Origin of the sequence: Bradyrhizobium sp. CER78 (assembly GCF_029846235.1) — a bacterium.
GTDB lineage: Bacteria > Pseudomonadota > Alphaproteobacteria > Rhizobiales > Xanthobacteraceae > Bradyrhizobium.
The window spans coordinates 247,736-267,452 of the sequence record NZ_JARVWP010000004.1 but is presented as its reverse complement, the minus strand read 5'-3'; the positions used below and the strand labels follow the sequence as shown (position 1 = coordinate 267,452).

Genomic DNA, 19,717 nt, shown 5'->3' with positions numbered 1-19,717 from the left:
GTCGCAATGAACGTGCCCAGAAATGTGCTGTGGTTTGAGGTGCTGCTCTATCTGTCGCTGACGCTCGATGCGTTGTCGGTGGCATTCCAGGACCGCACGCCGACCTTCGAGAGAACCGAGCAGATCATCACGGGCGAGACCCTGACGGCCGGCTGCATGATCCTGTTGCTGGTGTATTTCGTCCGGCTCGCCGCGCAGCACCGCAAGAACTGGCCGCGCTGGGTGCTGGCCGCGATGCTGGTGATATCGGTGCTGTCGTTGGTACAGGTGATCGGCGAGAGGGGCCTGGAGCTCGACAGCGCCATCGAGGTGGTGTCCTGCATCCTGACCACGGCCGGGCTGTATTATTCCTTCACCGGCGACGCACAGGGCTGGTTCAACGCGTAGCCTTTTGCTGTCATTCCGGGATGGTCCGCAGGACCAGACCCGGAATCTCGAGATTCTCGGTGCGCAATTGCGCACCTGAGGGTTCGATGCTTCGCATCGCCCCGGAATGACAGTGCACGATGACTGCGCGGAAGGCCGAAATCTTGTAAGATCGCGACCATGGAATGGACCGACGAAGGCATCGTGCTGGGCGTGCGGCGGCATGGCGAATCCTCCGCCATCGTCGAGCTCCTGACGCGCGAGCACGGCCGCCATCTTGGCCTGGTGCGCGGCGGCGCCAGCTCGCGGATGCGGCCGCTGCTGCAACCCGGCAACAGCGTCACCGCGGTGTGGCGGGCGCGGCTCGACGAGCATCTCGGCATGTACACCCTGGAGGGCACCCGGCTGCGCGCGGCGACGCTGCTCGCCTCGTCGCATGCCGTCTACGGCGTCACCCATCTTGCTGCGCTGGCACGGCTGCTGCCGGAGCGCGATCCGCATGAAGACATCTACGGGATGCTGCAGGGGACGCTCGACGATTTCGACGACGCGGGCGTTGCCGCCGTGCACCTGATCCGGTTCGAGCTCGCGATGCTGACCGAGCTCGGGTTCGGGCTCGACCTCGAGAACTGCGCCGCCACCGGGGAGACCACGGACCTGATCTACGTGTCGCCGAAATCCGGCGGCGCCGTGTCGCGGGCCGCGGGCGAGCCGTGGCGCGACCGGCTGTTGCCGTTGCCCGCGTTCCTGCGCGAAGGCGAGGGTGGCGCCAACAGCTGGTCGGACCAGGACCTGCGCGACGGCTTTACGATCACCGGCCTGTTCCTGCTCCGCCACGTGCTGGAGCCCCGCGGTCAGGGCCATTCCGATGCCCGCGACGGGTTCATCAACGCCGTGACCAGGCGGCGGAGCCGAACGGCGGTTCCGTAAGGCCGATTCGGGCCCTAAATTCCCGCTGATTCGCGGCTTGCCCGATTCACCGCCAAGGTTTAACGCCTCCCCATGGGAAAACGTCAGATACCGCCGGAAAAGCCGGCCGAAATTCATGAGGTGCCGCTGCGTGACGCGCTCGAGGAGCGCTATCTCGCCTATGCGCTCTCGACCATCATGCATCGTGCACTGCCGGATGCCCGCGACGGGCTGAAGCCGGTGCACCGCCGCATCCTCTACGGCATGGACCTGCTCGGGCTCGACCCGCGCGCGGCATTCAAGAAATCCGCCAAGATCGTCGGCGACGTGATGGGCTCGTTCCATCCGCACGGCGACCAGGCGATCTATGACGCCATGGTGCGCCTGGCGCAGGATTTCTCCTCGCGCTACCCGCTGGTCGACGGCCAGGGCAATTTCGGCAACATCGACGGCGATAATCCGGCCGCCTACCGCTACACCGAAGCGCGCATGACCGAGGTCGCGCGGCTGCTGCTCGACGGCATCGATGAGGACGGCGTCGAATTCCGCCTGAACTACGATGGCCAGTCGAAAGAGCCGGTGGTGCTGCCCGGCGGCTTCCCGAACCTGCTCGCCAACGGCGCGCAAGGCATCGCGGTCGGCATGGCGACCTCGATCCCGCCGCACAACGCGGCCGAACTCTGCGACGCCGCGCTGCATCTGATCGAGAAGCCCGACGCCAAGTCGAAGGCTCTTCTCAAATGGGTCAAGGGTCCGGACTTCCCGACCGGCGGCATCGTCGTCGATTCCAAGGAAGCGATCATCGAGGCCTACACCACGGGCCGCGGCTCGTTCCGCACCCGTTCGCGCTGGACCCAGGAGGAGGGCGCGCGCGGCACCTGGGTGGTCGTCGTCACCGAGATTCCGTGGCTGGTGCAGAAGTCGCGGATCGTCGAGAAGATCGCCGAACTGATCAACGAGAAGAAGCTGCCGCTGGTCGCCGACGTCCGTGACGAGTCGGCCGAGGATGTGCGGCTCGTGATCGAGCCGAAATCGCGCACCGTCGATCCGGCGCTGATGATGGAGTCGCTGTTCCGGCTGACCGAGCTGGAAAGCAAGATCTCGCTGAATCTGAACGTGCTGATCAAGGGCCGCATCCCGAAGGTGGTCGGCCTCGCCGAGTGCCTGCGCGAATGGCTCGACCATCTGCGCGACGTGCTGGTCCGCCGCTCCAACTTCCGCAAGACGCAGATCGAGCATCGCCTGGAAGTGCTGGGCGGCCACCTCGTCGCCTATCTGAACCTCGACAAGGTGATCAAGATCATCCGCACCGAGGACGAGCCGAAGCCGGTCCTGATCAAGACCTTCAAGCTCACCGAGATCCAGGCCGAAGCCATCCTCAACATGAGGCTGCGCAATTTGCGCCGCCTGGAGGAGATGGAGATCCGCACCGAGGACAGGGATCTTCGCAAGGAATTGAAGGGCATCGAGGGCCTGCTCGGCTCCGAGACCGAGCAATGGGCCAAGGTCGGCGAGCAGGTGCGCAAGGTCCGCGACATCTTCGGGCCCAAGACGCCGCTCGGCAAGCGCCGCACCACCTTCGCCGATGCGCCCGAGCATGATCTCGCCGCGATCGAGGAAGCCCTGGTCGAGCGCGAGCCGTGCACCGTCGTGATCTCCGAGAAAGGCTGGGTGCGCACGCTGAAGGGCCATGTCGAGGATCTCTCGGGGCTCGCCTTCAAGACCGACGACAAGCTCGAGCATTCGTTCTTTGCCGAGACCACCTCGAAGCTGCTGCTGTTCGCGACCAACGGCAAGTTCTATTCGCTCGACGTTGCCAAGCTGCCGGGCGGCCGCGGCCATGGCGAGCCGATCCGCATGTTCATCGACCTCGAACAGGACGCCGCGATCATCTCGCTGTTCGTCAACAAGGGCGAGCGCAAGTTCCTGATCGCGAGCAGCGAGGGCCAGGGCTTCATCGTCAAGGAAGAGGATTGCGTCGGCAACACCCGCAAGGGCAAGCAGGTGCTCAATGTCGAGATGCCGAACGAGGCCCGTGCGATCACCACCGTGAACGGCGACACCGTCGCGGTGATCGGCACCAACCACAAGATGGTGCTGTTCGGTCTCGATCAGGTGCCGGAGATGGCGCGCGGCCGTGGCGTGCGGCTGCAGAAATACACCAGCTCGGAGCTGTCGGATGTTGCGGTGTTCGACTCCAAGACCGGCCTGACCTGGAAGGATTCGGCCGGCCGCGAGCACAGCATGACCATGAAGGAACTGGCCGACTGGCGCGGCAACCGCGCCGACGCCGGCCGGCTCGCCCATGGCCTGCCGAAGTCGAACAAGTTCAACCGCGGCGTGGAGTAGTGCTGCGTAAGGCGGGTTAGGCGCAGCCGTAACCCGCCGTTCTCGTCGCGGCGCGGCGGATTACGCCGTTGGCTAATCCGCCATACGGCGCTTCGCTCCATCCGGGCTACGCTTACGAACAGCGCGGTGTGATAGTATCCACATTTCACCGCGCTATAACCGTCGCCAACGATCACGGGCGACGGTTGCCATGGCGCACAATCACGACCACGACCATGACCACGGCGGTCATTCTCACGGGCACTCTCACGGCGGACATTCCCACGCGGGACATTCCCACGCCGGGCACAGCCACGCGCCCGCCAGCTTCGGCACGGCGTTCGCGATCGGCGCCTCGCTCAACACCGCGTTCGTCGTCGCGGAGCTGATCTTCGGCTATTCCGCCAACTCGCTCGCGCTGGTCTCCGACGCCGTTCACAATCTCTCCGACGTCATCGCGCTGCTGCTGGCCTGGGGCGGGGCGTGGCTCGCCGGCAGGCGCCCGACCGACACCCACACCTATGGCTACCGCCGGGCTTCGATCCTGGCGGCGCTGTTCAACGCCGGGCTGCTGTTGATTGCGGTCGGCGGCATCGCGGTCGAGGCGCTCAACCGCTTCCGCGAGCCTGCGGAGGTCGCAAGCTGGACCGTGGTCTGGGTCGCGGCGCTCGGCATCCTGATCAATGGCGGCACCGCGCTGTTGTTCATGCGCGGCCGCGACAGCGACCTCAACGTCCGCGGCGCCTACCTGCACATGGCGGCGGATGCCGGCGTCTCGTTCGGCGTCGTGATCGCCGCGCTCTTGATCATGGCGACCGGCTGGCAGTGGCTCGATCCGGCGATCAGCCTCGTCATCGCGGTGGCCGTGCTGCTGAGCGGCTGGGAGCTTGCCCGTGACAGCGTCAACCTCGCGCTCGACGCGGTGCCGAAGGGGATCGATCTCAAGCGGGTGAGGGACTATCTCGCCGCGCTCGAAGGCGTCACCGAGGTGCACGACCTGCACATCTGGGCGATGAGCACGAGCGAGACCGCCTTGACCGCGCATCTGGTGCGGCCCGGAGGACATGACGATGTCTTCCTGCATCGCGTCTGCGGCGAGCTGTCGGAGCGGTTCAGCATCCACCACGCCACGCTGCAGGTCGAGATCAGCAGCGAGACCTGCCGGCTGGCCCCGGCGGAAATGGTCTAGCCGGCGCCTCACGCACTCGCATTCAATTGATCGGTTAAGCCGATCTCCACGTCTTCCACGGTCGGCGACAAGACGGCAGATTGCGACCGCGCGCGTTGCAATGACGGGCTCGATCGATGGAGGGCAATGTGAGGAAGGCAATCAGTCTTGCAATGTTGCTCTGGGTCGTCGGCACGACCCCGCAGGCGGACGCCCAGCCGGCGAAATCAGGCGTCGAGCGGCTCTATATCCTCAACTGCGGTGAGGGTGTTGCCGGCGACATCTCGCGCTGGTCGCCCGGCGTCAACGAAGGCAAGTCGATGGACTTCGTCGACAATTGCTACCTGATCAAGCACGCGCAGGGCTGGTTCCTGTGGGACACCGGCATCCCCGACGCGGTCGCTGCGATGCCGAACGGCCTTGCGCCGGCCGATCCCAAGGCGATCACGTGGCGACGGCCGAAGACGCTCGCCGCGCAGCTCGACCAGCTCGGGGTCAAGCCGTCGGACATCAAGGCGATGGCGGTCTCGCACACCCATCCCGATCACATCGGCAATGTGGAGCTGTTCCCGGCCGCGATGCTGTATGTGCAGAAGGCCGAGTATGAATGGCCCGGCGTCAACAACGGGCCGCGCTTCAAGCCCGAGCATCCCGTCACCAAGCTCGAGGGCGACCGCGACGTGTTCGGCGACGGCAGCATCACCATCCTCTCGACGCCGGGCCACACGCCCGGCCACCAGTCGCTGCTGGTGAAGCTGCCGAATAGCGGCGCGGTCGTGCTGACCGGCGATGCCGTTCACTTCAAGGATAATTGGGACAATCGGCGCGTACCGAGCCTGAACGCCAGCAAGGAGCAGACGCTGGCCTCGATGCAGAAGATCGCCGACACGCTGACGAAAGAGAAGGCGCAGCTCTGGATCAACCACGACAAGGCGCAGCGCGACGGGCTGAAAATGTCGCCGGAGTTCTATGACTGAGCCGCTTTGGGACTGCGCGCTTTCGACCAGCCTCGAAAAATCTGCGCGGTCTCTTCGTCCATCGGAAAGAAGCTCTCGATCCGCAGCTCCTGCAGCGTGACGTCCTGCGGCGTCCCCAGCGTTGCGATGGTCGTGAACAGCTGCAGGCGGACGTCGCCCTTGCGGAACAGCATCGGCAGCACGGGTCCCGACGCAGGTCCTGCTGGCGGCGTGGCCAACGCAGCCTCGACCCCGTCATAGGCCATCAGGCGCTTGAGCAACTCCGCCGTCGCGGTGGTGCCGTCGCTCGCGGCGTCGGCTTCGACGCTGCGCACGAAGTAGCTGGCGACCTCGGTCCAGTTGGTGAGATAGGGCCGCAGCACGCCGGGCGCGACCAGTGCGTCGGCGAGATTGACCGGCGTGCCGGGCGACAGCGGCCCGACCAGGAATTCCACCAGCTGCGCGGCGCCGGCATTCGCAAGCAGCAGATTCCAGTGCCGGTCGACCACGACCGCCGGAAAGGGCTCCTGCTGCGCCAGGATGAAATCCAGCGCGTAACGGACCTGCGCGAGCTCAGGCGCTGCGAGGTCGGTTTGCCGCCACACCGGTGCGAAGCCCGCCGCGACCAATAGCGCGTTCTGTTGACGCAGCGGCACGTCGAGCGCCGCGGCGAGCCGGATCACCATGTCGCGGCTCGGTGCCGCGCGGCCGAGCTCGAGGAAGCTCAGATGGCGCTGCGAGATATCCGCGCGCCCGGCGAGCTCGAGCTGCGAATGGCCCTTGCGCTGCCGCCACCAGCGCAGGCTGGCTGCAAAATCGCGCTGTGACATGAGTACCTGTCAGGTAGTTGTCGAAACAATCTCGCCGGGCAAGATGCCACAAGCGGGCACGAAACGCATGGGGAGCAGGATGGGCGAGTGGATCGGCGTTGCGATTGCACTGGTCTCGAGCTGCCTCGGCGGCACGGCGGCGGCGATCACGCGTTACCTCGCGGGCAATGCCGACCCGATCACGCTTGCGATCCTGCGCTGGGCGATCGGTTTCCTCTGCGTGCTTCCCGTTGCGGTCCTGCTCGGGGCGAAGTGGCCGCGGCGTGAGGATTGGCCGGCGGTCGCGGCGCTCGGCATCGCCTTCTTCGGCGTGTTCTTCGTGCTCTATAATCTCGCGATGTCCTACACGACGGCGGCGCGCGCCAGCCTGGCGCTGGCGACATTGCCGCTGTCCACCATGGTGGTAGGGGCCGTGCTCGGCATCGAGCCGCTGACGCTGCGCAAATCGGCCGGGGTCTCGATTGCGGTGCTCGGCGTCGCCGCCGCGCTCGCATCCGGGCTGTCGGCGGCGCCACCGGGCGCATGGCGCGGCGAGCTGATCATGGCCGCCGCGGTGCTCTGCATGGCGTTCTACAACGTGCTGTCGCGACCATTCATCCGCCGCTCCAGCGCGCTCGGCTTCCTAGCGGTCGGCATGGGGGCGGGGGCATCTGTGCTGGTGGCGGTCGGTGCGTTCACCGGCAGCCCGGCGACGCTGCGCGAATTCGGCGCATCGCAATGGATCGCAGGGCTCTATCTCGGAATTGCCGGCGGTGCGCTGGCCTTCATCCTGTGGGTGCTGGCGCTCGAGCGGGCCTCGCCGACCCGTGTCGCCAACACCATGACGGTCAACCCGATCGCAGCCGGGCTTTTGGCGAAGCAGCTGATCGGCGAGCCGATCACGGTCAGTCTGGTCGTTGGCCTGATCGCGGTCTGCGCCGGAATCTGGATCGCGACGTCGGAGGCCAAGCCGGCCTGATCAGCTGTGCGGGGTGGACGGCGCGGTCACCGGCGGGCCAGGCACGTGCTTCGGCTTCAGCGTGCCGGCGTAGAACGACAGGGCGTAGACCAGGATGATGCCGCCAAGATAGACCCCATAGGATTGCGGCGGAGTGATCGCCCATTTCATGAGGCGTCGGATCGGATTTTGCGGGCCGGCAGTGTTGTCCATGCGCTCCTTGTGCGCGAAGCCAGGGGCAAAGGAAAGCGGAATCGCCGGCTCCCGCGGCGCTGTTCCCGGTGAAACGATGCGGCCGGGCGGCCTTGCAATGCCGCATGGGCATCCGCATCTGTCACGCGACGACCAGCCCTTCCTCCCGCACCAATTGCCCGGCATAATCCAACGTATGGAACTGACGCCCCGTTTGCGCCTCATGAATTGGCTGGTCCGCCAGGGTCTGACCGGCCTGCCGGAAAACGACCTGCTGCGCGGCTTCTGCGAGCGCTGCCGGGCCGCCGGCATGCCGCTGTCGCGGGCCATCGTCTTCATCGACACCCTGCATCCGATCTTCGAGGGGCGCGGCTTCCGCTGGAACGACGGCGAGAGCAACGAGGCCGACATCTTCGAATACGGCTCGACCAGCACCGGCGAAGCCGGCCAGAAGTGGCGGCAGTCGGCGTTCCATCACATGCTCGAAAACGGCCATGACGAGATGGTGATCGACCTCGCCGCGCCACACGATTTCTCGATGATCGGCGACCTCGCCGAGAAGGGCCACAAGCATTTTGCCGCCTTCGTGCACCGCTTCGGCGAGGCCGGCACGATCGGCGAGATGGACTGCTTCTATTCCTACTACACCACCCGGCATTCGGACGGTTTCGGTGAGAACCACATGGCGTCGCTGCGTGACCTGGTGCCCGTGCTCGGGCTCGCGATCAAATCCGCCGCGCAGGTCGAGATCGCCCGCACGCTCGGCCGGGTCTATCTCGGCCGCGAGACGGCGGAGCAGGTGCTGCGCGGGCGCATGCAGCGCGGCATCACCGAGAAGATCAAGGCCGTGCTGTGGTACTCCGACGTGCGCGGCTCGACCGCGATCAGCGAGCGCATCGGCCCCGACGAGATCATTCCGTTCCTCAACGATTATGCCCAGGCCTCGATCGACGCGATCCATGACGCCGGCGGCGAGGTGCTGAAGTTGATCGGCGACGGCGTGCTGGCGATGTTCACCGGCGAAAACCTGGCGGGTGCCAAGCGCGCGGCGCTGCGGGCCGAGCACAAATTTCGCAGCAACATGGATGCGTTGAACGAGCGTCGCGCCGCCGACGGACAGCCGACGACGACAGCTTATGTCGGCCTTCATGTCGGTGAAGTGTTCTACGGCAATATCGGCAGCGAGGACCGGCTGGACTTCACGGTGGTCGGGCCTGCTGTCAACGAGGTCAGTCGGATCGCCTCGATGTGCGCCTCGGTCGACCGCGACTTGCTGACCTCGACCGCCTTCCGCGCCGGGCTCGACGCCGCCGGCCGCAACTATCTGGTCTCCACCGGCCGCTTCGTGTTGCGCGGCATCGGCCATGCGCAGGATCTTTACACGCTGGATCCGGCCGTTGCCGCCGACGAAGTCGTCGGTGGGAAATACGAGCGCTATCTGGCGAGCTAGACTCTCTCACCGTCATTGCGAGGAGCGGAGCGACGAAGCAATCCATCGTCCCGCATATGCGGAAAAATGGATTGCTTCGTGGAGCCTGTCATTGGGCGCGCGTTCGCGCGACCCGTTGGCTCGCAATGACGAACGCTAGCAGCGCGCCGGCTCGCCGACCATGTCGGGCTGCCGGGTCAGCGACACCGCGGGCGACAGCAGGATCACCAGCGCCTGCGCGGCGAAGATCGCGGCGGCAAGATACAGGCATGCTTCGGCGCCGTAGAAGCCACCGACGATGGCGCCGAGCGCGGAGCCGAGCGGGCGGGCGCCGTAGCTCATGATGTTGATCGCCGAGACGCGGCCGAGCAGCGAGGGCGGCGTCACCGACTGGCGCAGCGTGGTGGTCGAGATCACCCACAGGATCGGGCCGACGCCGAGCAGGAAGAAGCCGAGGCCGGCGAGCAGCGGCGTCGCAATCCAGGTCGTCAGCGCCATCACCAGCGAGGCGACGAGGCCGGTGACCGGGCCGAGCCCGATCACGGTGCCGAACGCCAGCCGCTTCATCACCCGGGTTGCGAACAGCGCGCCGACCACCATGCCGACCCCGTACATCGCAAGCGTCGTGCCGACACCGGTGGCGCTGAGCCCGAGATGGCGCACGGCATAGGGCACGAACACGGCGAGCAGCAGGAAGGATGCGGTGTTGAAGATGAACTGGGTGATGAAAACAGGCCGCAGCAGGGCGTGATGCATCACGAAGGCCGCGCCTTCCTTGATGTCCTGCAACGGATGACGCCGCGGGGCGGGCGCACGTGCCGGCTCATAGAGGCCGGCGAGCAGCACCACCGCGATCGCCGACAGCGCCGCGGCGAAGCCGAATGCGGGCGCGGCGCCGACCCAGCCGACCAGCACGCCGCCGAGCGCGGGACCGCTGGCGAAGGCGACGGTGCGCGCGAGCTCGATGCGGGCGTTCGCTGCCGGCAATTGCTGCGACGTCACCAGCGACGGGACCAAAGCGGGCGCAGCGACGCTATAGGCCACCGTCCCGCAGACCGCGATGAAGCCGAGCAAGGCGAGCAACGGCAAGGTCATCGCGCCGAGCCAGAGCAGCAGCAGGATCGCGGCCAATGCCGCCGCGCGCAGCGCTTCGGAGCCGGCCATCACCCAGCGCCGCGACACGCGGTCGGCGAGCAGGCCGGCCGGAATCGCAAACAGGATGAAGGGCAGCGTCAGCGCGGTCTGCAACAGGCCGGTCTGGCCTTCACCGACGCCGAGCACCAGCACGGCGACGATGGGCGCGGCCGCGAGCGCGATCTGTTCGGCCGATTGCGCGGCGAGGTTGGACCAGGCCAGGCGATTGAAGGTGCTTGGCAGGCGAGGCGTATCGGCAGACATGGCAGAATCCTCAAGGAAAATTCGATCTGGCCATAGTGTGTGGTTGGAAGACGTCCGATCCCACCCGTTTCCCGACAACGTCAAAAGAAAGGCCCGCCGGAGGGGCGGGCCTTGTCGCTGATCTCAATGCGCGCTCACATCATTGCGGCGTGGGCGCGAGCTGGCCGGTGATGGTGCCGACCAAGGTGGCCGGCCGTGTATCGTTGCTCACCGCAGGCTCCGCGGCGACCTCGGCCTTGCGCTGCGCCAGCGCGCTGGTCAGGCTGGTGAGGGCGTCGGATCCTGCCGGGAAGCCGGCCTCCGAGAGGATCTTGTCAATCATCGGCTTGAATGCCGAGACCGACAGCAACTGCGCGGCGAGCCCGTCGCCGAGCCCGAGACCGCCATTGCCATTGGCATGGCCGTTGGTACCGCCGCGGCCGAGCATGCTGCCGGTGTCGAAGATCCGGATATCGGAGATCTTCTCGATCGGTTTCACCGCCTCGGCGAGCGCGCTCGGGATCACGTTGATCCGCGCCAGGTTGAGATCGTAGTCGATCATCTCGGCGCTGAGCTTGTTGCGCGCCTCCGCCTTCATCGTCGCGACTTCGGCCTCGGCCTGGCCGAGTGCCTTGACGCCGGCAGCGCGGGTGGTGGCGGCGGCCGCATCGGCCTTGGCGAGCACGTTGGTGGCTTCCGCCTTGTTGGCGGCGGCCTGGCGTTCCGCCTCGGCCATGACCGTGATCGGCATCGCATCGGTCTCGGCCGCCTTGCGAGCCGCGATCACGTTGATGATCTTGTCACGCTCGGCGATTTCGGTGGCGCGGGCGGTGGTGACCTTTTCCTCCGCGGCGATCGCAACCGCGCGCGCGGTCTCGGCGATGGTCTGGGCTTCCGACTGCTCCTTGCTCTTGGCCGCGACCGCGATCGCGCTTTCCTGCGCCACGATCTGCAGGTCGCGCTCCATCTCGGTGTTGCGGCGCTTGACGGCGAGATCGGCCTCGATCTTGCGGGTGTCGCGGGCCTGGTTGGCCTCGGTCTGCTTGTTGGCGACCGCGAGCTCCTGCTGGATGCGGTATTCGGCCTCGTTCTGCAACGCGGTCTGTTCGACCTGCGCGGTCTGCGCGCGCATCGCAGCGGTCTTGTTGGCGATGTCGCGCTGCTGGGCCAGCTCGGCCTCGCGCTTGGTGCTTTCGATCGTCAGCGTGGTCTGCCGCGCCACCAGGTCCTGCTGGGCGATATTGACCTCGGTGGTGCGGACGATCTGGTTGCGCTCCTGCTCGCGCTCCTTGGTGATCTTGGTCAGCGTGGTGAGGCCGTGCGCGTCGAAGAAGTTGCTCGGGTTGAAGTGCTTGATGTCGCTCTGGTCGAGCTTGGTCAGCGAGACCGATTCCAGCTCGAGACCGTTGTTCTGGATGTCGGCGCCGACCGCGTCCTGCACCGCCTTGACGAAGGTCGCGCGCTGCTCCTGCAACTCCTCGAGGTTCATGGTCGCAGCGACCGAGCGCAGGCCGTCGACGAATTTGGCTTCCACCAGCTCGCGCAGCTCGGCTGCGTCATTGGTGCGGTTGCCGAGCGTCTGCGCGGCGAGGGCGATCGACGAGCTATCGGGTTTGACGCGGAGGTAGAACTCGGCGCCGATGTCGACGCGCATGCGGTCCTTGGTGATCAGCGAGTCCGGGCCGCCGCGCGCGACCTCGAGCCGCAGCGTCTTCAGGTTCACCGCAGCGGTGGAGTGGAAGATCGGCAGCACCAGCGAGCCGCCGTCGAGCACCACCTTCTGGCCGCCGAGGCCGGTGCGGACATAGGCCTCATCGCGCGTCGAGCGCTTGTAGAGTTTTGCGAACAGCAGACCGATAACGAGAATGGCAAGGACGCCAATAAAGACGGGTATAGCAAGTTCCCACATGTGTTATGCCCTGTTGGAAGATTGTTGTTCGACGAGATCGGAGGGAGCGGCAATCGCGATGAAGCCTTTGGCATCGCGATCGACCAGCAGCACGCTGGCGCCGACCGGCAATGCCCCGGACTCTGCGCTGGCACGCGCCGACACGGTGTGCCAGTTGCCGAAGACATCCTTGAGACGGACCCGGCCGGGCAGGCCCTGATCGAGCGGGCCGACCGACACGGTTGCGACCTTGCCGACAAAGTCGCTGTCGTTGACCGCATAGCTCTCGTCGCGCGGAATGATGCGGGCGAGGCCGCGGCTGGTGTTTCTGATCACGGGGAGGCTGCCGGCAGCAGCAACCACCGCGGCAATCGAGACCGGGATGGCGGCGCCTATGGCATGCGCCAGCCCCTGAAGCAGAAAGCCTCCGATCGAGAAGATGCCGAGTATCAGGATGATCAGGATCAGGAGGGGAAGCCGCCCGGCGTTGATCCAGAGAAACAGGCCACTGAGAGCATTGTGGCTCTCGGCCTCGACCGCGAACTCCTTGCCGATGAGTTCGCTGATCGAAAGTCCGACCATGGTGGTCAGCAGCTCGATGCCGCCAAGTGCCACCATGATCGCAGCCGCGACCGCGAAGGGCCGTACGTCGGGGGCGAGCAGGATGTCGCCAACTGCACTCATTTTTCTGACTTGATCCTTTCAAGCCGCGCCGCGATTTCCTTTTCGCGGTGCAGGCGATCGAGTTCGTCAAGCTCCTTGTCGCCGAGCACGCTGGAAGCGGGAACACCGGTGACCCGGGCGATCGCCGCCATGGCGCGTTCAGCACTCAATGTATTGGTCGTCGATGGGCCCCGGCTGGTTTCGTCCTTGGCCTCGCGGATCAGACTTTGTTCGAGATCGGCCAATCGCGCCTCCGCCTCGCGGCGCGCACCGAGCATGGCTTGCAGCGCCTTGGTCTGCTCGTCGATTTCGAGCTCGATGAAATCCATCGCGCGTTCCAGCGCGATCACCTGCGACTCCAGGTCGATTTGCCGTGCGACACCGGCGCGCGCGAGATCCTCGCGATTTTCCGCAAGTGCGAGACGGATCTTCTCGTTGAGCCCAGCGGTTTCGGTATCCAGTTCTTCACGCCGCTTCTTCAAACGGAATTCTTCGGCGCGCGACTTGCCGAGCGCATAGCGCGCTTCATCGGCGCCGGCGTCGATCTCGCGGATCGCCTGCTTGACCAGCGCGACCTTGTTGTTGCTCTCGACATTGTCGATGGTCTGGCTCGCGATGGCGGCAAGAAGCCGGCCCATGCGCGCAAGGATGCCTTCGTGAAGCATGGTCTTCTCCTCCGGTTGTGCTGATTTCGATTTGACGGCGATGTGGATTTCGTAGCCGCGGCCATCCGAGATCAAATGCGCCGGGAAGGGGCTTTCCCAGCCCGAGACATATCCCGGCACGTCGAACGGCACCAAGACGCGTCCGCTGACAGTGCTAATGGTCAGTGAAGTTGGACCCTTGATCGCAAACAACTTGTCGTCGAGCGGTATCCGGCGGACGGCGGCGCCCGCGACGTAGTTGGCGCGATCGCGCAGGCCGAGCGTCACGAGGCGCGCGGGCAGGCCGGTTTCCTTGCGGATCCGCTCATAGGCCTGGGCGTGCAGCGACACGAGATTGGCGCCGACGGGAGCGACCTCGGCAAGGATCGCCATCATCCGGTCATAGGCCGCAAAGGTCGCCTCGATCGCCTCGATGCCCGACGGGTCGGGGGCGAGGGCGTAGCGCAGCGTTGCGGTCGGCGTCTCGACAGGCAGCTTGATCATGCATCTAACGTAAAGCACTTCCTCAGTGCTTTACAAGCAGCGCGACTGGTATCATTTTCGTGAGCCTAGATGCAGTTGCAAATGAGTTGCAATAACGGGAGAGATCGGCCATCCTCGTCGTATGGACGCTCGAACTCCTGAAATGTCTTCCGTTTCCGTTCCCGACGCCATGCCTAGCGGCTGGCGGGGCGATGCCGGACACGCGCGCAGCCTTCCCGAGGTGAATGCGACCGTTGCGGTGCCGAGCACGGGCGTGTGGTGGCGCAGGCTGCTGGCCTTCGCGGGCCCGGGCTATCTGGTCTCGGTCGGCTACATGGACCCCGGCAATTGGGCCACCGATCTCGCGGGCGGATCGAAGTTTGGCTACACGCTGCTGTCGGTCATCCTGCTCTCCAATTTGATGGCGATCCTGCTGCAAGCGCTCAGCGCACGGCTCGGCATCGCCACCGACCGCGACCTGGCGCAGGCCTGCCGCGCGACCTATCCGCGGCCGGTGAACTTGCTGCTGTGGCTCGCCTGCGAGGCCGCGATCATCGCCTGCGACCTCGCCGAGGTAATCGGCACCGCGATCGCGCTGAAGCTGCTGTTCGGTATTCCCCTGATCGCCGGCGCGCTGCTGGCGGCGCTCGATGCGTTCCTGCTGCTGCTGTTGATGAACCGCGGCTTCCGCTTCCTCGAGGCCTTCGTGATTGCGCTGCTGATCGTCATCGCGGTCTGCTTCGTGGTCCAGATCGCCGCCGCCGCGCCGCCGATCGCCGGCGTGCTCGGCGGCTTCATGCCGTCGCGCGAGATCGTCACCAATCCGGAGATGCTCTACATCGCGATCGGCATCATCGGCGCCACCGTGATGCCGCATAATCTCTATCTGCATTCCTCGATCGTGCAGACCCGCGCCTATCCGCGCACCGAGGAGGGCCGGCGCGACGCGATCAAATGGGCGACGACGGATTCCACCATCGCGCTGATGCTGGCGCTGTTCGTCAACGCCGCGATCCTGGTGCTGGCGGCCGCGACCTTCCACAAGAGCGGCCATTCCGATGTTGCCGAGATCGCTCAGGCCTTCGAGCTGTTGTCGCCGCTGCTCGGCCTCGGCATCGCCTCGACGCTGTTTGCCGTGGCGCTGCTCGCCTCCGGCCTCAACTCGACCGTGACGGCGACGTTGGCCGGCCAGATCGTGATGCAGGGCTTTCTCGACCTCAAGCTGCCCGACTGGTTGCAGCGGCTGGTGACGCGCGGCATCGCGATCGTCCCGGTCATCGTGGTCGCGGCGCTCTATGGCGAGAGCGGCACCGCGCAACTCCTGGTGTTCAGCCAGGTCGTGCTGTCGATGCAGCTGCCGTTCGCGGTGATCCCGCTGGTGCGCTTCGTGTCCGACAAGCGCAAGATGGGCGCGTTCGCGATTTCAATGCCGGTTGCGGTGACGGCGTGGATCGTCGCCGGCCTGATCGTGATCCTGAACGTGAAGCTGCTCTACGACACGATCTTCGGCTGAAGAAGCCGGCAGCGACACTGGCTGGCTAACAGAGCCCGGTCATGTGCCGGAACATCCAGAGCGACGGCACACCTTGCGGGTTGGTCTTGGGCACGTAACCTCGCAGCGTGGTCTTCGGTCCCTTGAGCTTGTATTCCTCGATGCCGCACGAGGTCGGACCCTCATAAATGCTCACGGTGACATAGTAGAAATCCGGCAGGACCTTCTCGATCCTGGCTTCGGATTCGACGTCAGCATTCGGACGCTTCCAGGTGTGGACGACTTTGCGGCCCAGCTCGAGCTTGTCGAACAAGGGAACATCGGGAGCGAAGAGATCGGCAACGTCGCCGACCGCATTTGCGCGTCGACCGTAGCCATTGAGGAACGTGAGGAGCTTGGCAGGTGCGGACTCGTCCTTGACGCAACGTCCGTAGTAGTCCTCCTGACCGGTATCGCAGGCCAAGGCCGAGGGGCTCGTCATCATCGTCACGAGGAGCGATGCGACCAAGGCGCCGCTGTGCGCGGCACGATCCCGAAAACTCACCAGATCAGTCCTGCGGCTCGGCCAGCCCTTCGCCTGACGCGTCGACGCGCAGCCAGCCCGACGGCGCGAGCCGCTGCTGCGGCAGGAAGCGGCCCTTGTAGTCCATCTTCTTGGAGCCTTCGATCCAGTAGCCGAGATAGACGTAAGGAAGGCCCTGCCGGCGGGCGCGGGCGATGTGATCGAGGATCATGAAGGTGCCGAGCGAGCGGGCCTCCAGCCCGGGCTCGAAGAAGGAATAGACCATCGACAGCCCGTCGCTGAGCACGTCGGTCAGCGCCACCGCCATCAGCTCGTCGCCGCGGCCGGTGATGGCGCTGTCGGCGTTGCGCTTGCGGTACTCGATGATCCGGGTCTCGACATGGCTGTCCTCGACCATCATCGCGTAGTCCAGCACGGTCATGTCGGCCATGCCGCCGTTGCGGTGGCGGCGGTCGAGATAGGCCCGGAACACCGAATATTGCTCCGAGGTCGGCACCGCGGTGCGCTGCTCGCCGATGACGTCGGCGTTGCGGGCCAGAACCTTGCGGAAATTGCGGGAGGGGCGGAATTCGTTGGCGACGACCCGGACCGAGACGCAGGCCCGGCACTGGTCGCAGGCCGGGCGGTAGGCGATCGACTGGCTGCGGCGGAAGCCGCCATGGGTCAGCAAGTCGTTGAGATCGCCCGCTTTGTCGCCGACCAGGTGCGTGAAAACCTTGCGCTCGTGCCGGCCCGGCAGATAAGGGCAGGGTGAGGGCGCCGTCAGATAGAACTGAGGGGTATCACGCGAGTGCTGGGTCACGTCTGATCGTCGGGCTCCACAAACAGTACAGGCAGCCGAGTTAGCATCGCCCCCCGGAGGCTAACGGTCAATTGGTTTAGGCGAGCCTAATAGGAGGCCCGCGCGGCCGGAGATACCTGGGTCCGGACCGAGCTGTTGATAATGACGGTTCCGAGGATGATGTCATGCAGCAGCCGGCGGCGGCCGTTGACGAGCCCGACCAGCAGCACCAGCGGCGACAGGAACGAGATCGTGACCCAGAACAGCACCGCGTGGGTGGCGCCGAGCACGAAATAGCCGCGCGCGCCGTACCAGGTGCGCAGTTCCAGATCCATCATGCGCATGCCGATCGTGGCCGAGTGCTGGCCGCCGATCGAGGCGCCGTAATAGACGATGGCCCAGACGATCGACGCCGGCGACACCAGCCAGAACAGCGCCCAGCCGAGGCCGAGCGTGACGAGGCCAAACACGGCAATGAAGATCACGGCGAGGATCACCGGCACCGACAGCACGAAGAGATCGATCAGGAACGCGAACACGCGCCGCGTCAGCACGCCGCGGAACAGTTCCGGCTGCATCAACGGATCGAACGCATGCGGGGGAACGCCGCCGTCATTGCGCCAAGCCTCGTTGCGCCAAGCACCACCGTCACTGCCGTAAGACACGACCAACCTCCGAAGAAACTCCCGCGCAGGACATGGGAACAGGACGGGCGCCTGCCAAGTCTGCGCGAACATTAACTAGCCGAAATATTCCGGCGATTCGGCGGCCAAACCGGTCGCCCCCAGATGGCTTTCGCACCGCCCGCCCGCTACTGTCGGGCATCAGGCGAGGCGCTGCGGGCCGACGGCTGCACGTTTGCGTCGCCGAGCTGCAACGGGAGGACGCAATGAGCGCACAGCTGGAACTGCGCTGCCGCTGCGGGGCCGTGCGAGGCACGGTCAGCAACGCCGCGCCGCAGTCCGCCAACCGCGTGGTCTGCTATTGCGACGACTGCCAGGCGTTCATGCACCAGCTCGGCCGCGCCGATCTGCTCGATGCGCATGGCGGCACCGATATCGTCCAGGTCGCGCCGTCCTCGCTCAGTTTCGTGCAGGGCCAGGACAAGATCGCGGGCGTGCGGCTGACGCCGAAGGGGCTGTTCCGCTGGCACACGACGTGCTGCAACACGCCGGTCGGCAATACGCTGACGCCACAGGTCCCGTTCGTCGGAATTGTCGCGCAGGCGTTCGACGGCGGCGCGCCGCGCGCCGATGAAGCGTTCGGCAAGCCGATCGGCGCGATCCAAGGGAAATACGCGGTCGGCGAGGCGCCGAAGGGCTCGACCGGATTGAACCTGGCGCTGATCGCGCGCGCCATCGGCAAGGTGCTGGGCTGGCGCCTGCGCGGAAAGGCGTGGCCGCATCCGTTCTTCAGGCGCGAGACCGGTGAGCCGATCTATCCGCTGACCGTGCTGACGCAACAGCAGCGCGATGCACTGCGCCCGCTGTGCGGCCCGCATCCGGCAACGCCGGCCGCGGGCCGGACCTAGCTCAAGTCTCCGCCTTGATCTTCTCGGCGGCCTTCGGCGCGAAATAGGTCAGGATGCCGTCGGCGCCGGCGCGCTTGAAGCCGACCAGGCTTTCCATCATCGCGCGTTCGCCGTCGATCCAGCCATTGGCGGCGGCACCCGCGATCATCGCGTATTCGCCGGACACTTGGTACACGAAGGTCGGCATCGCGAAATGGTCCTTCACGCGGCGCACGATGTCGAGATAGGGCATGCCGGGCTTGACCATCACCATGTCGGCGCCCTCGGCGATGTCGAGCTCGACCTCGCGCAGCGCCTCGTCGGAATTGGCGCTGTCCATCTGATAGGTGCGCTTGTCGCCGGTCAGCGTCTTGGCCGAGCCGATCGCGTCGCGGAACGGGCCGTAGAACGCCGAGGCGTATTTCGCCGCATAGGACATGATCTGCACGTCGCCGAAGCCGTTGTCATCGAGCGCCTCGCGGATCGCACCGATGCGGCCGTCCATCATATCCGACGGTGCGATCACGTCGCAGCCGGCCTCGGCCTGGGTCAGCGCCTGCTTCACCAGCACCGCGACGGTCTCGTCGTTGAGGATCTTGCCATCCTCGATCAGCCCGTCATGGCCGTGGCTGGTGAAGGGATCGAGCGCGACGTCGCAGAGCACGCCGATATCGGGAAACTCCTTCTTGATGGCGCGCACCGCCTGGCAAACCAGATTGTCGGGATTGAGCGCCTCCGAGCCTTGCTCGTCGCGCAGCGCCGGCTCCGTGAAGGGAAACAGCGCGATGCAGGGGATGTTGAGTTTTGCGGCACGCTCGGCGTCGCGGACGATCTGGTCGACGGTGAGCCGGTCGACGCCGGGCATCGAGGCCACCGGCGTGCGGGTGTTGTGACCGTCGACCACGAACATCGGCCAGATCAGGTCGTCTGTCGTCAGCACGTTCTCACGCACCAGGCGGCGGGCCCATTCGGACTTTCGGTTGCGGCGCATCCGGATCGCAAGGTCGAGCGAGGGGGCGGCGAGGGCATCGGTCTGGCGCCGCGGTGTGTCGCGCAATTCGATCGGGCGCCCGAATTTGATCGCCATGTCTTGTTCTCCTCGACGGACGGCTGGTTTGGACCTGATATAGGTCCGGTTCTAGCACCTCACAGGGGCGCCGTCATTGCGCCGCCCTTGCGCCCGAAGCGCCCTTGATTTGCCGCAACGGCAATTGATTTTGCGTCCCCGGCGGGCCAAGACT

At 65.8% G+C, this 19,717-nt stretch carries 19 protein-coding genes; 9 read left to right on the top strand and 10 right to left on the bottom strand.

From position 1 onward, the window contains the following. Positions 1-6: 6 nt before the first annotated feature. From QDT69_RS10075 to QDT69_RS10055, 5 genes are all read left to right on the top strand, one after another. Positions 7-387: a hypothetical protein gene (locus QDT69_RS10075; protein WP_279706427.1), complete on the top strand. Its 381-nt coding sequence runs from the start codon at positions 7-9 to the stop codon at positions 385-387. 159 nt (positions 388-546) lie between these two features. Next, complete coding sequence (gene recO / locus QDT69_RS10070) at positions 547-1,296, top strand: DNA repair protein RecO (RefSeq protein ID WP_279706426.1); 750 nt, start codon at positions 547-549, stop codon at positions 1,294-1,296. A 72-nt stretch (positions 1,297-1,368) separates the two neighbouring features. After that, on the top strand, positions 1,369-3,624 hold the full coding sequence (gene parC, locus QDT69_RS10065; RefSeq protein ID WP_279706425.1) for a DNA topoisomerase IV subunit A: 2,256 nt from the start codon (positions 1,369-1,371) through the stop codon (positions 3,622-3,624). Between the two features lie 190 nt (positions 3,625-3,814). Beyond that, positions 3,815-4,792, top strand: coding sequence for a cation diffusion facilitator family transporter (locus tag QDT69_RS10060; protein WP_279706424.1), 978 nt, complete (start codon positions 3,815-3,817; stop codon positions 4,790-4,792). 152 nt (positions 4,793-4,944) lie between these two features. After that, positions 4,945-5,748, top strand: a complete 804-nt coding sequence (locus QDT69_RS10055) for an N-acyl homoserine lactonase family protein (RefSeq protein WP_279706678.1) — start codon at positions 4,945-4,947, stop codon at positions 5,746-5,748. Here QDT69_RS10055 and QDT69_RS10050 read toward each other — a convergent pair. Beyond that, positions 5,739-6,557 carry a helix-turn-helix domain-containing protein gene (locus QDT69_RS10050; RefSeq protein WP_279706423.1) on the bottom strand — a complete coding sequence of 273 codons (819 nt, stop codon included), beginning with the start codon at positions 6,555-6,557 and terminating at the stop codon, positions 5,739-5,741. The genes QDT69_RS10055 and QDT69_RS10050 overlap by 10 nt on opposite strands. A 79-nt stretch (positions 6,558-6,636) precedes the next feature. Between QDT69_RS10050 and QDT69_RS10045 the strand changes: the two genes are divergently transcribed. Then, on the top strand, positions 6,637-7,515 hold the full coding sequence (locus QDT69_RS10045; RefSeq protein ID WP_279706422.1) for a DMT family transporter: 879 nt from the start codon (positions 6,637-6,639) through the stop codon (positions 7,513-7,515). Here QDT69_RS10045 and QDT69_RS10040 read toward each other — a convergent pair whose 3' ends face one another. Further along, a complete protein-coding gene (locus QDT69_RS10040; RefSeq protein WP_279706421.1) occupies positions 7,516-7,707 on the bottom strand; it encodes a hypothetical protein in 192 nt (63 codons plus the stop codon). A 175-nt stretch (positions 7,708-7,882) separates the two neighbouring features. Between QDT69_RS10040 and QDT69_RS10035 the strand changes: the two genes are divergently transcribed. After that, the gene (locus QDT69_RS10035) at positions 7,883-9,136 is read left to right on the top strand and encodes an adenylate/guanylate cyclase domain-containing protein (RefSeq protein WP_279706420.1); all 1,254 of its coding nucleotides are present in this window, start codon (positions 7,883-7,885) and stop codon (positions 9,134-9,136) included. Positions 9,137-9,271: 135 nt separating this feature from the next. Here the strand turns inward: QDT69_RS10035 and QDT69_RS10030 are convergent, their stop codons facing one another. The 4 genes from QDT69_RS10030 to QDT69_RS10015 all read right to left on the bottom strand — a co-directional run bounded on the left by QDT69_RS10030 (position 9,272) and on the right by QDT69_RS10015 (position 14,191). Then, complete coding sequence (locus QDT69_RS10030) at positions 9,272-10,513, bottom strand: MFS transporter (RefSeq protein WP_279706419.1); 1,242 nt, start codon at positions 10,511-10,513, stop codon at positions 9,272-9,274. 139 nt (positions 10,514-10,652) lie between these two features. Further along, positions 10,653-12,401: a flotillin domain-containing protein gene (locus QDT69_RS10025; RefSeq protein WP_279706418.1), complete on the bottom strand. Its 1,749-nt coding sequence runs from the start codon at positions 12,399-12,401 to the stop codon at positions 10,653-10,655. A gap of 3 nt (positions 12,402-12,404) precedes the next feature. After that, positions 12,405-13,064, bottom strand: a complete 660-nt coding sequence (locus tag QDT69_RS10020) for an OB-fold-containig protein (protein WP_279706417.1) — start codon at positions 13,062-13,064, stop codon at positions 12,405-12,407. Further along, positions 13,061-14,191: a PspA/IM30 family protein gene (locus tag QDT69_RS10015; RefSeq protein ID WP_279706416.1), complete on the bottom strand. Its 1,131-nt coding sequence runs from the start codon at positions 14,189-14,191 to the stop codon at positions 13,061-13,063. Before QDT69_RS10015 ends, QDT69_RS10020 begins: the two co-directional genes overlap by 4 nt. Positions 14,192-14,312: 121 nt before the next feature. Here QDT69_RS10015 and QDT69_RS10010 point away from each other — a divergent pair, with 121 nt between their 5' ends. After that, complete coding sequence (locus QDT69_RS10010; RefSeq protein WP_279706415.1) at positions 14,313-15,683, top strand: Nramp family divalent metal transporter; 1,371 nt, start codon at positions 14,313-14,315, stop codon at positions 15,681-15,683. Positions 15,684-15,708: 25 nt separating this feature from the next. Here QDT69_RS10010 and QDT69_RS10005 read toward each other — a convergent pair whose 3' ends face one another. From QDT69_RS10005 to QDT69_RS09995, 3 genes are all read right to left on the bottom strand, one after another. After that, entirely contained in the window at positions 15,709-16,206 is a 498-nt protein-coding gene (locus QDT69_RS10005) for a hypothetical protein (protein ID WP_279706414.1), read from the bottom strand. A gap of 4 nt (positions 16,207-16,210) precedes the next feature. After that, the gene (locus QDT69_RS10000) at positions 16,211-16,987 is read right to left on the bottom strand and encodes an arginyltransferase (RefSeq protein ID WP_279706413.1); all 777 of its coding nucleotides are present in this window, start codon (positions 16,985-16,987) and stop codon (positions 16,211-16,213) included. 86 nt (positions 16,988-17,073) lie between these two features. Then, the gene (locus tag QDT69_RS09995) at positions 17,074-17,631 is read right to left on the bottom strand and encodes an RDD family protein (protein ID WP_279706412.1); all 558 of its coding nucleotides are present in this window, start codon (positions 17,629-17,631) and stop codon (positions 17,074-17,076) included. Between the two features lie 224 nt (positions 17,632-17,855). Here QDT69_RS09995 and QDT69_RS09990 point away from each other — a divergent pair, with 224 nt between their 5' ends. Then, positions 17,856-18,497, top strand: coding sequence for a DUF6151 family protein (locus tag QDT69_RS09990; protein WP_279706411.1), 642 nt, complete (start codon positions 17,856-17,858; stop codon positions 18,495-18,497). Position 18,498: 1 nt separating this feature from the next. Here QDT69_RS09990 and hemB read toward each other — a convergent pair whose 3' ends face one another. Further along, positions 18,499-19,563 (bottom strand): porphobilinogen synthase, encoded by a 1,065-nt coding sequence (gene hemB / locus QDT69_RS09985; protein WP_279706410.1) that lies wholly within the window; start codon positions 19,561-19,563, stop codon positions 18,499-18,501. Positions 19,564-19,717 lie beyond the last annotated feature (154 nt).

What these genes read in the sequence shown, in the direction of transcription:
- QDT69_RS10050 (WP_279706423.1), bottom strand. Translation starts at nt 6,557, where the DNA reads ATGTCACAGCGCGATTTTGCAGCCAGCCTGCGCTGGTGGCGGCAGCGC.
- QDT69_RS10020 (WP_279706417.1), bottom strand. Translation starts at nt 13,064, where the DNA reads ATGAGTGCAGTTGGCGACATCCTGCTCGCCCCCGACGTACGGCCCTTC.
- QDT69_RS10045 (WP_279706422.1), top strand. Translation starts at nt 6,637, where the DNA reads ATGGGCGAGTGGATCGGCGTTGCGATTGCACTGGTCTCGAGCTGCCTC.
- QDT69_RS10015 (WP_279706416.1), bottom strand. Translation starts at nt 14,191, where the DNA reads ATGATCAAGCTGCCTGTCGAGACGCCGACCGCAACGCTGCGCTACGCC.
- hemB (WP_279706410.1), bottom strand. Translation starts at nt 19,563, where the DNA reads ATGGCGATCAAATTCGGGCGCCCGATCGAATTGCGCGACACACCGCGG.
- recO (WP_279706426.1), top strand. Translation starts at nt 547, where the DNA reads ATGGAATGGACCGACGAAGGCATCGTGCTGGGCGTGCGGCGGCATGGC.
- QDT69_RS10010 (WP_279706415.1), top strand. Translation starts at nt 14,313, where the DNA reads ATGGACGCTCGAACTCCTGAAATGTCTTCCGTTTCCGTTCCCGACGCC.
- parC (WP_279706425.1), top strand. Translation starts at nt 1,369, where the DNA reads ATGGGAAAACGTCAGATACCGCCGGAAAAGCCGGCCGAAATTCATGAG.
- QDT69_RS10035 (WP_279706420.1), top strand. Translation starts at nt 7,883, where the DNA reads ATGGAACTGACGCCCCGTTTGCGCCTCATGAATTGGCTGGTCCGCCAG.
- QDT69_RS10040 (WP_279706421.1), bottom strand. Translation starts at nt 7,707, where the DNA reads ATGGACAACACTGCCGGCCCGCAAAATCCGATCCGACGCCTCATGAAA.
- QDT69_RS10060 (WP_279706424.1), top strand. Translation starts at nt 3,815, where the DNA reads ATGGCGCACAATCACGACCACGACCATGACCACGGCGGTCATTCTCAC.
- QDT69_RS09990 (WP_279706411.1), top strand. Translation starts at nt 17,856, where the DNA reads ATGAGCGCACAGCTGGAACTGCGCTGCCGCTGCGGGGCCGTGCGAGGC.
- QDT69_RS10055 (WP_279706678.1), top strand. Translation starts at nt 4,945, where the DNA reads ATGTTGCTCTGGGTCGTCGGCACGACCCCGCAGGCGGACGCCCAGCCG.
- QDT69_RS10075 (WP_279706427.1), top strand. Translation starts at nt 7, where the DNA reads ATGAACGTGCCCAGAAATGTGCTGTGGTTTGAGGTGCTGCTCTATCTG.
- QDT69_RS10025 (WP_279706418.1), bottom strand. Translation starts at nt 12,401, where the DNA reads ATGTGGGAACTTGCTATACCCGTCTTTATTGGCGTCCTTGCCATTCTC.
- QDT69_RS10030 (WP_279706419.1), bottom strand. Translation starts at nt 10,513, where the DNA reads ATGTCTGCCGATACGCCTCGCCTGCCAAGCACCTTCAATCGCCTGGCC.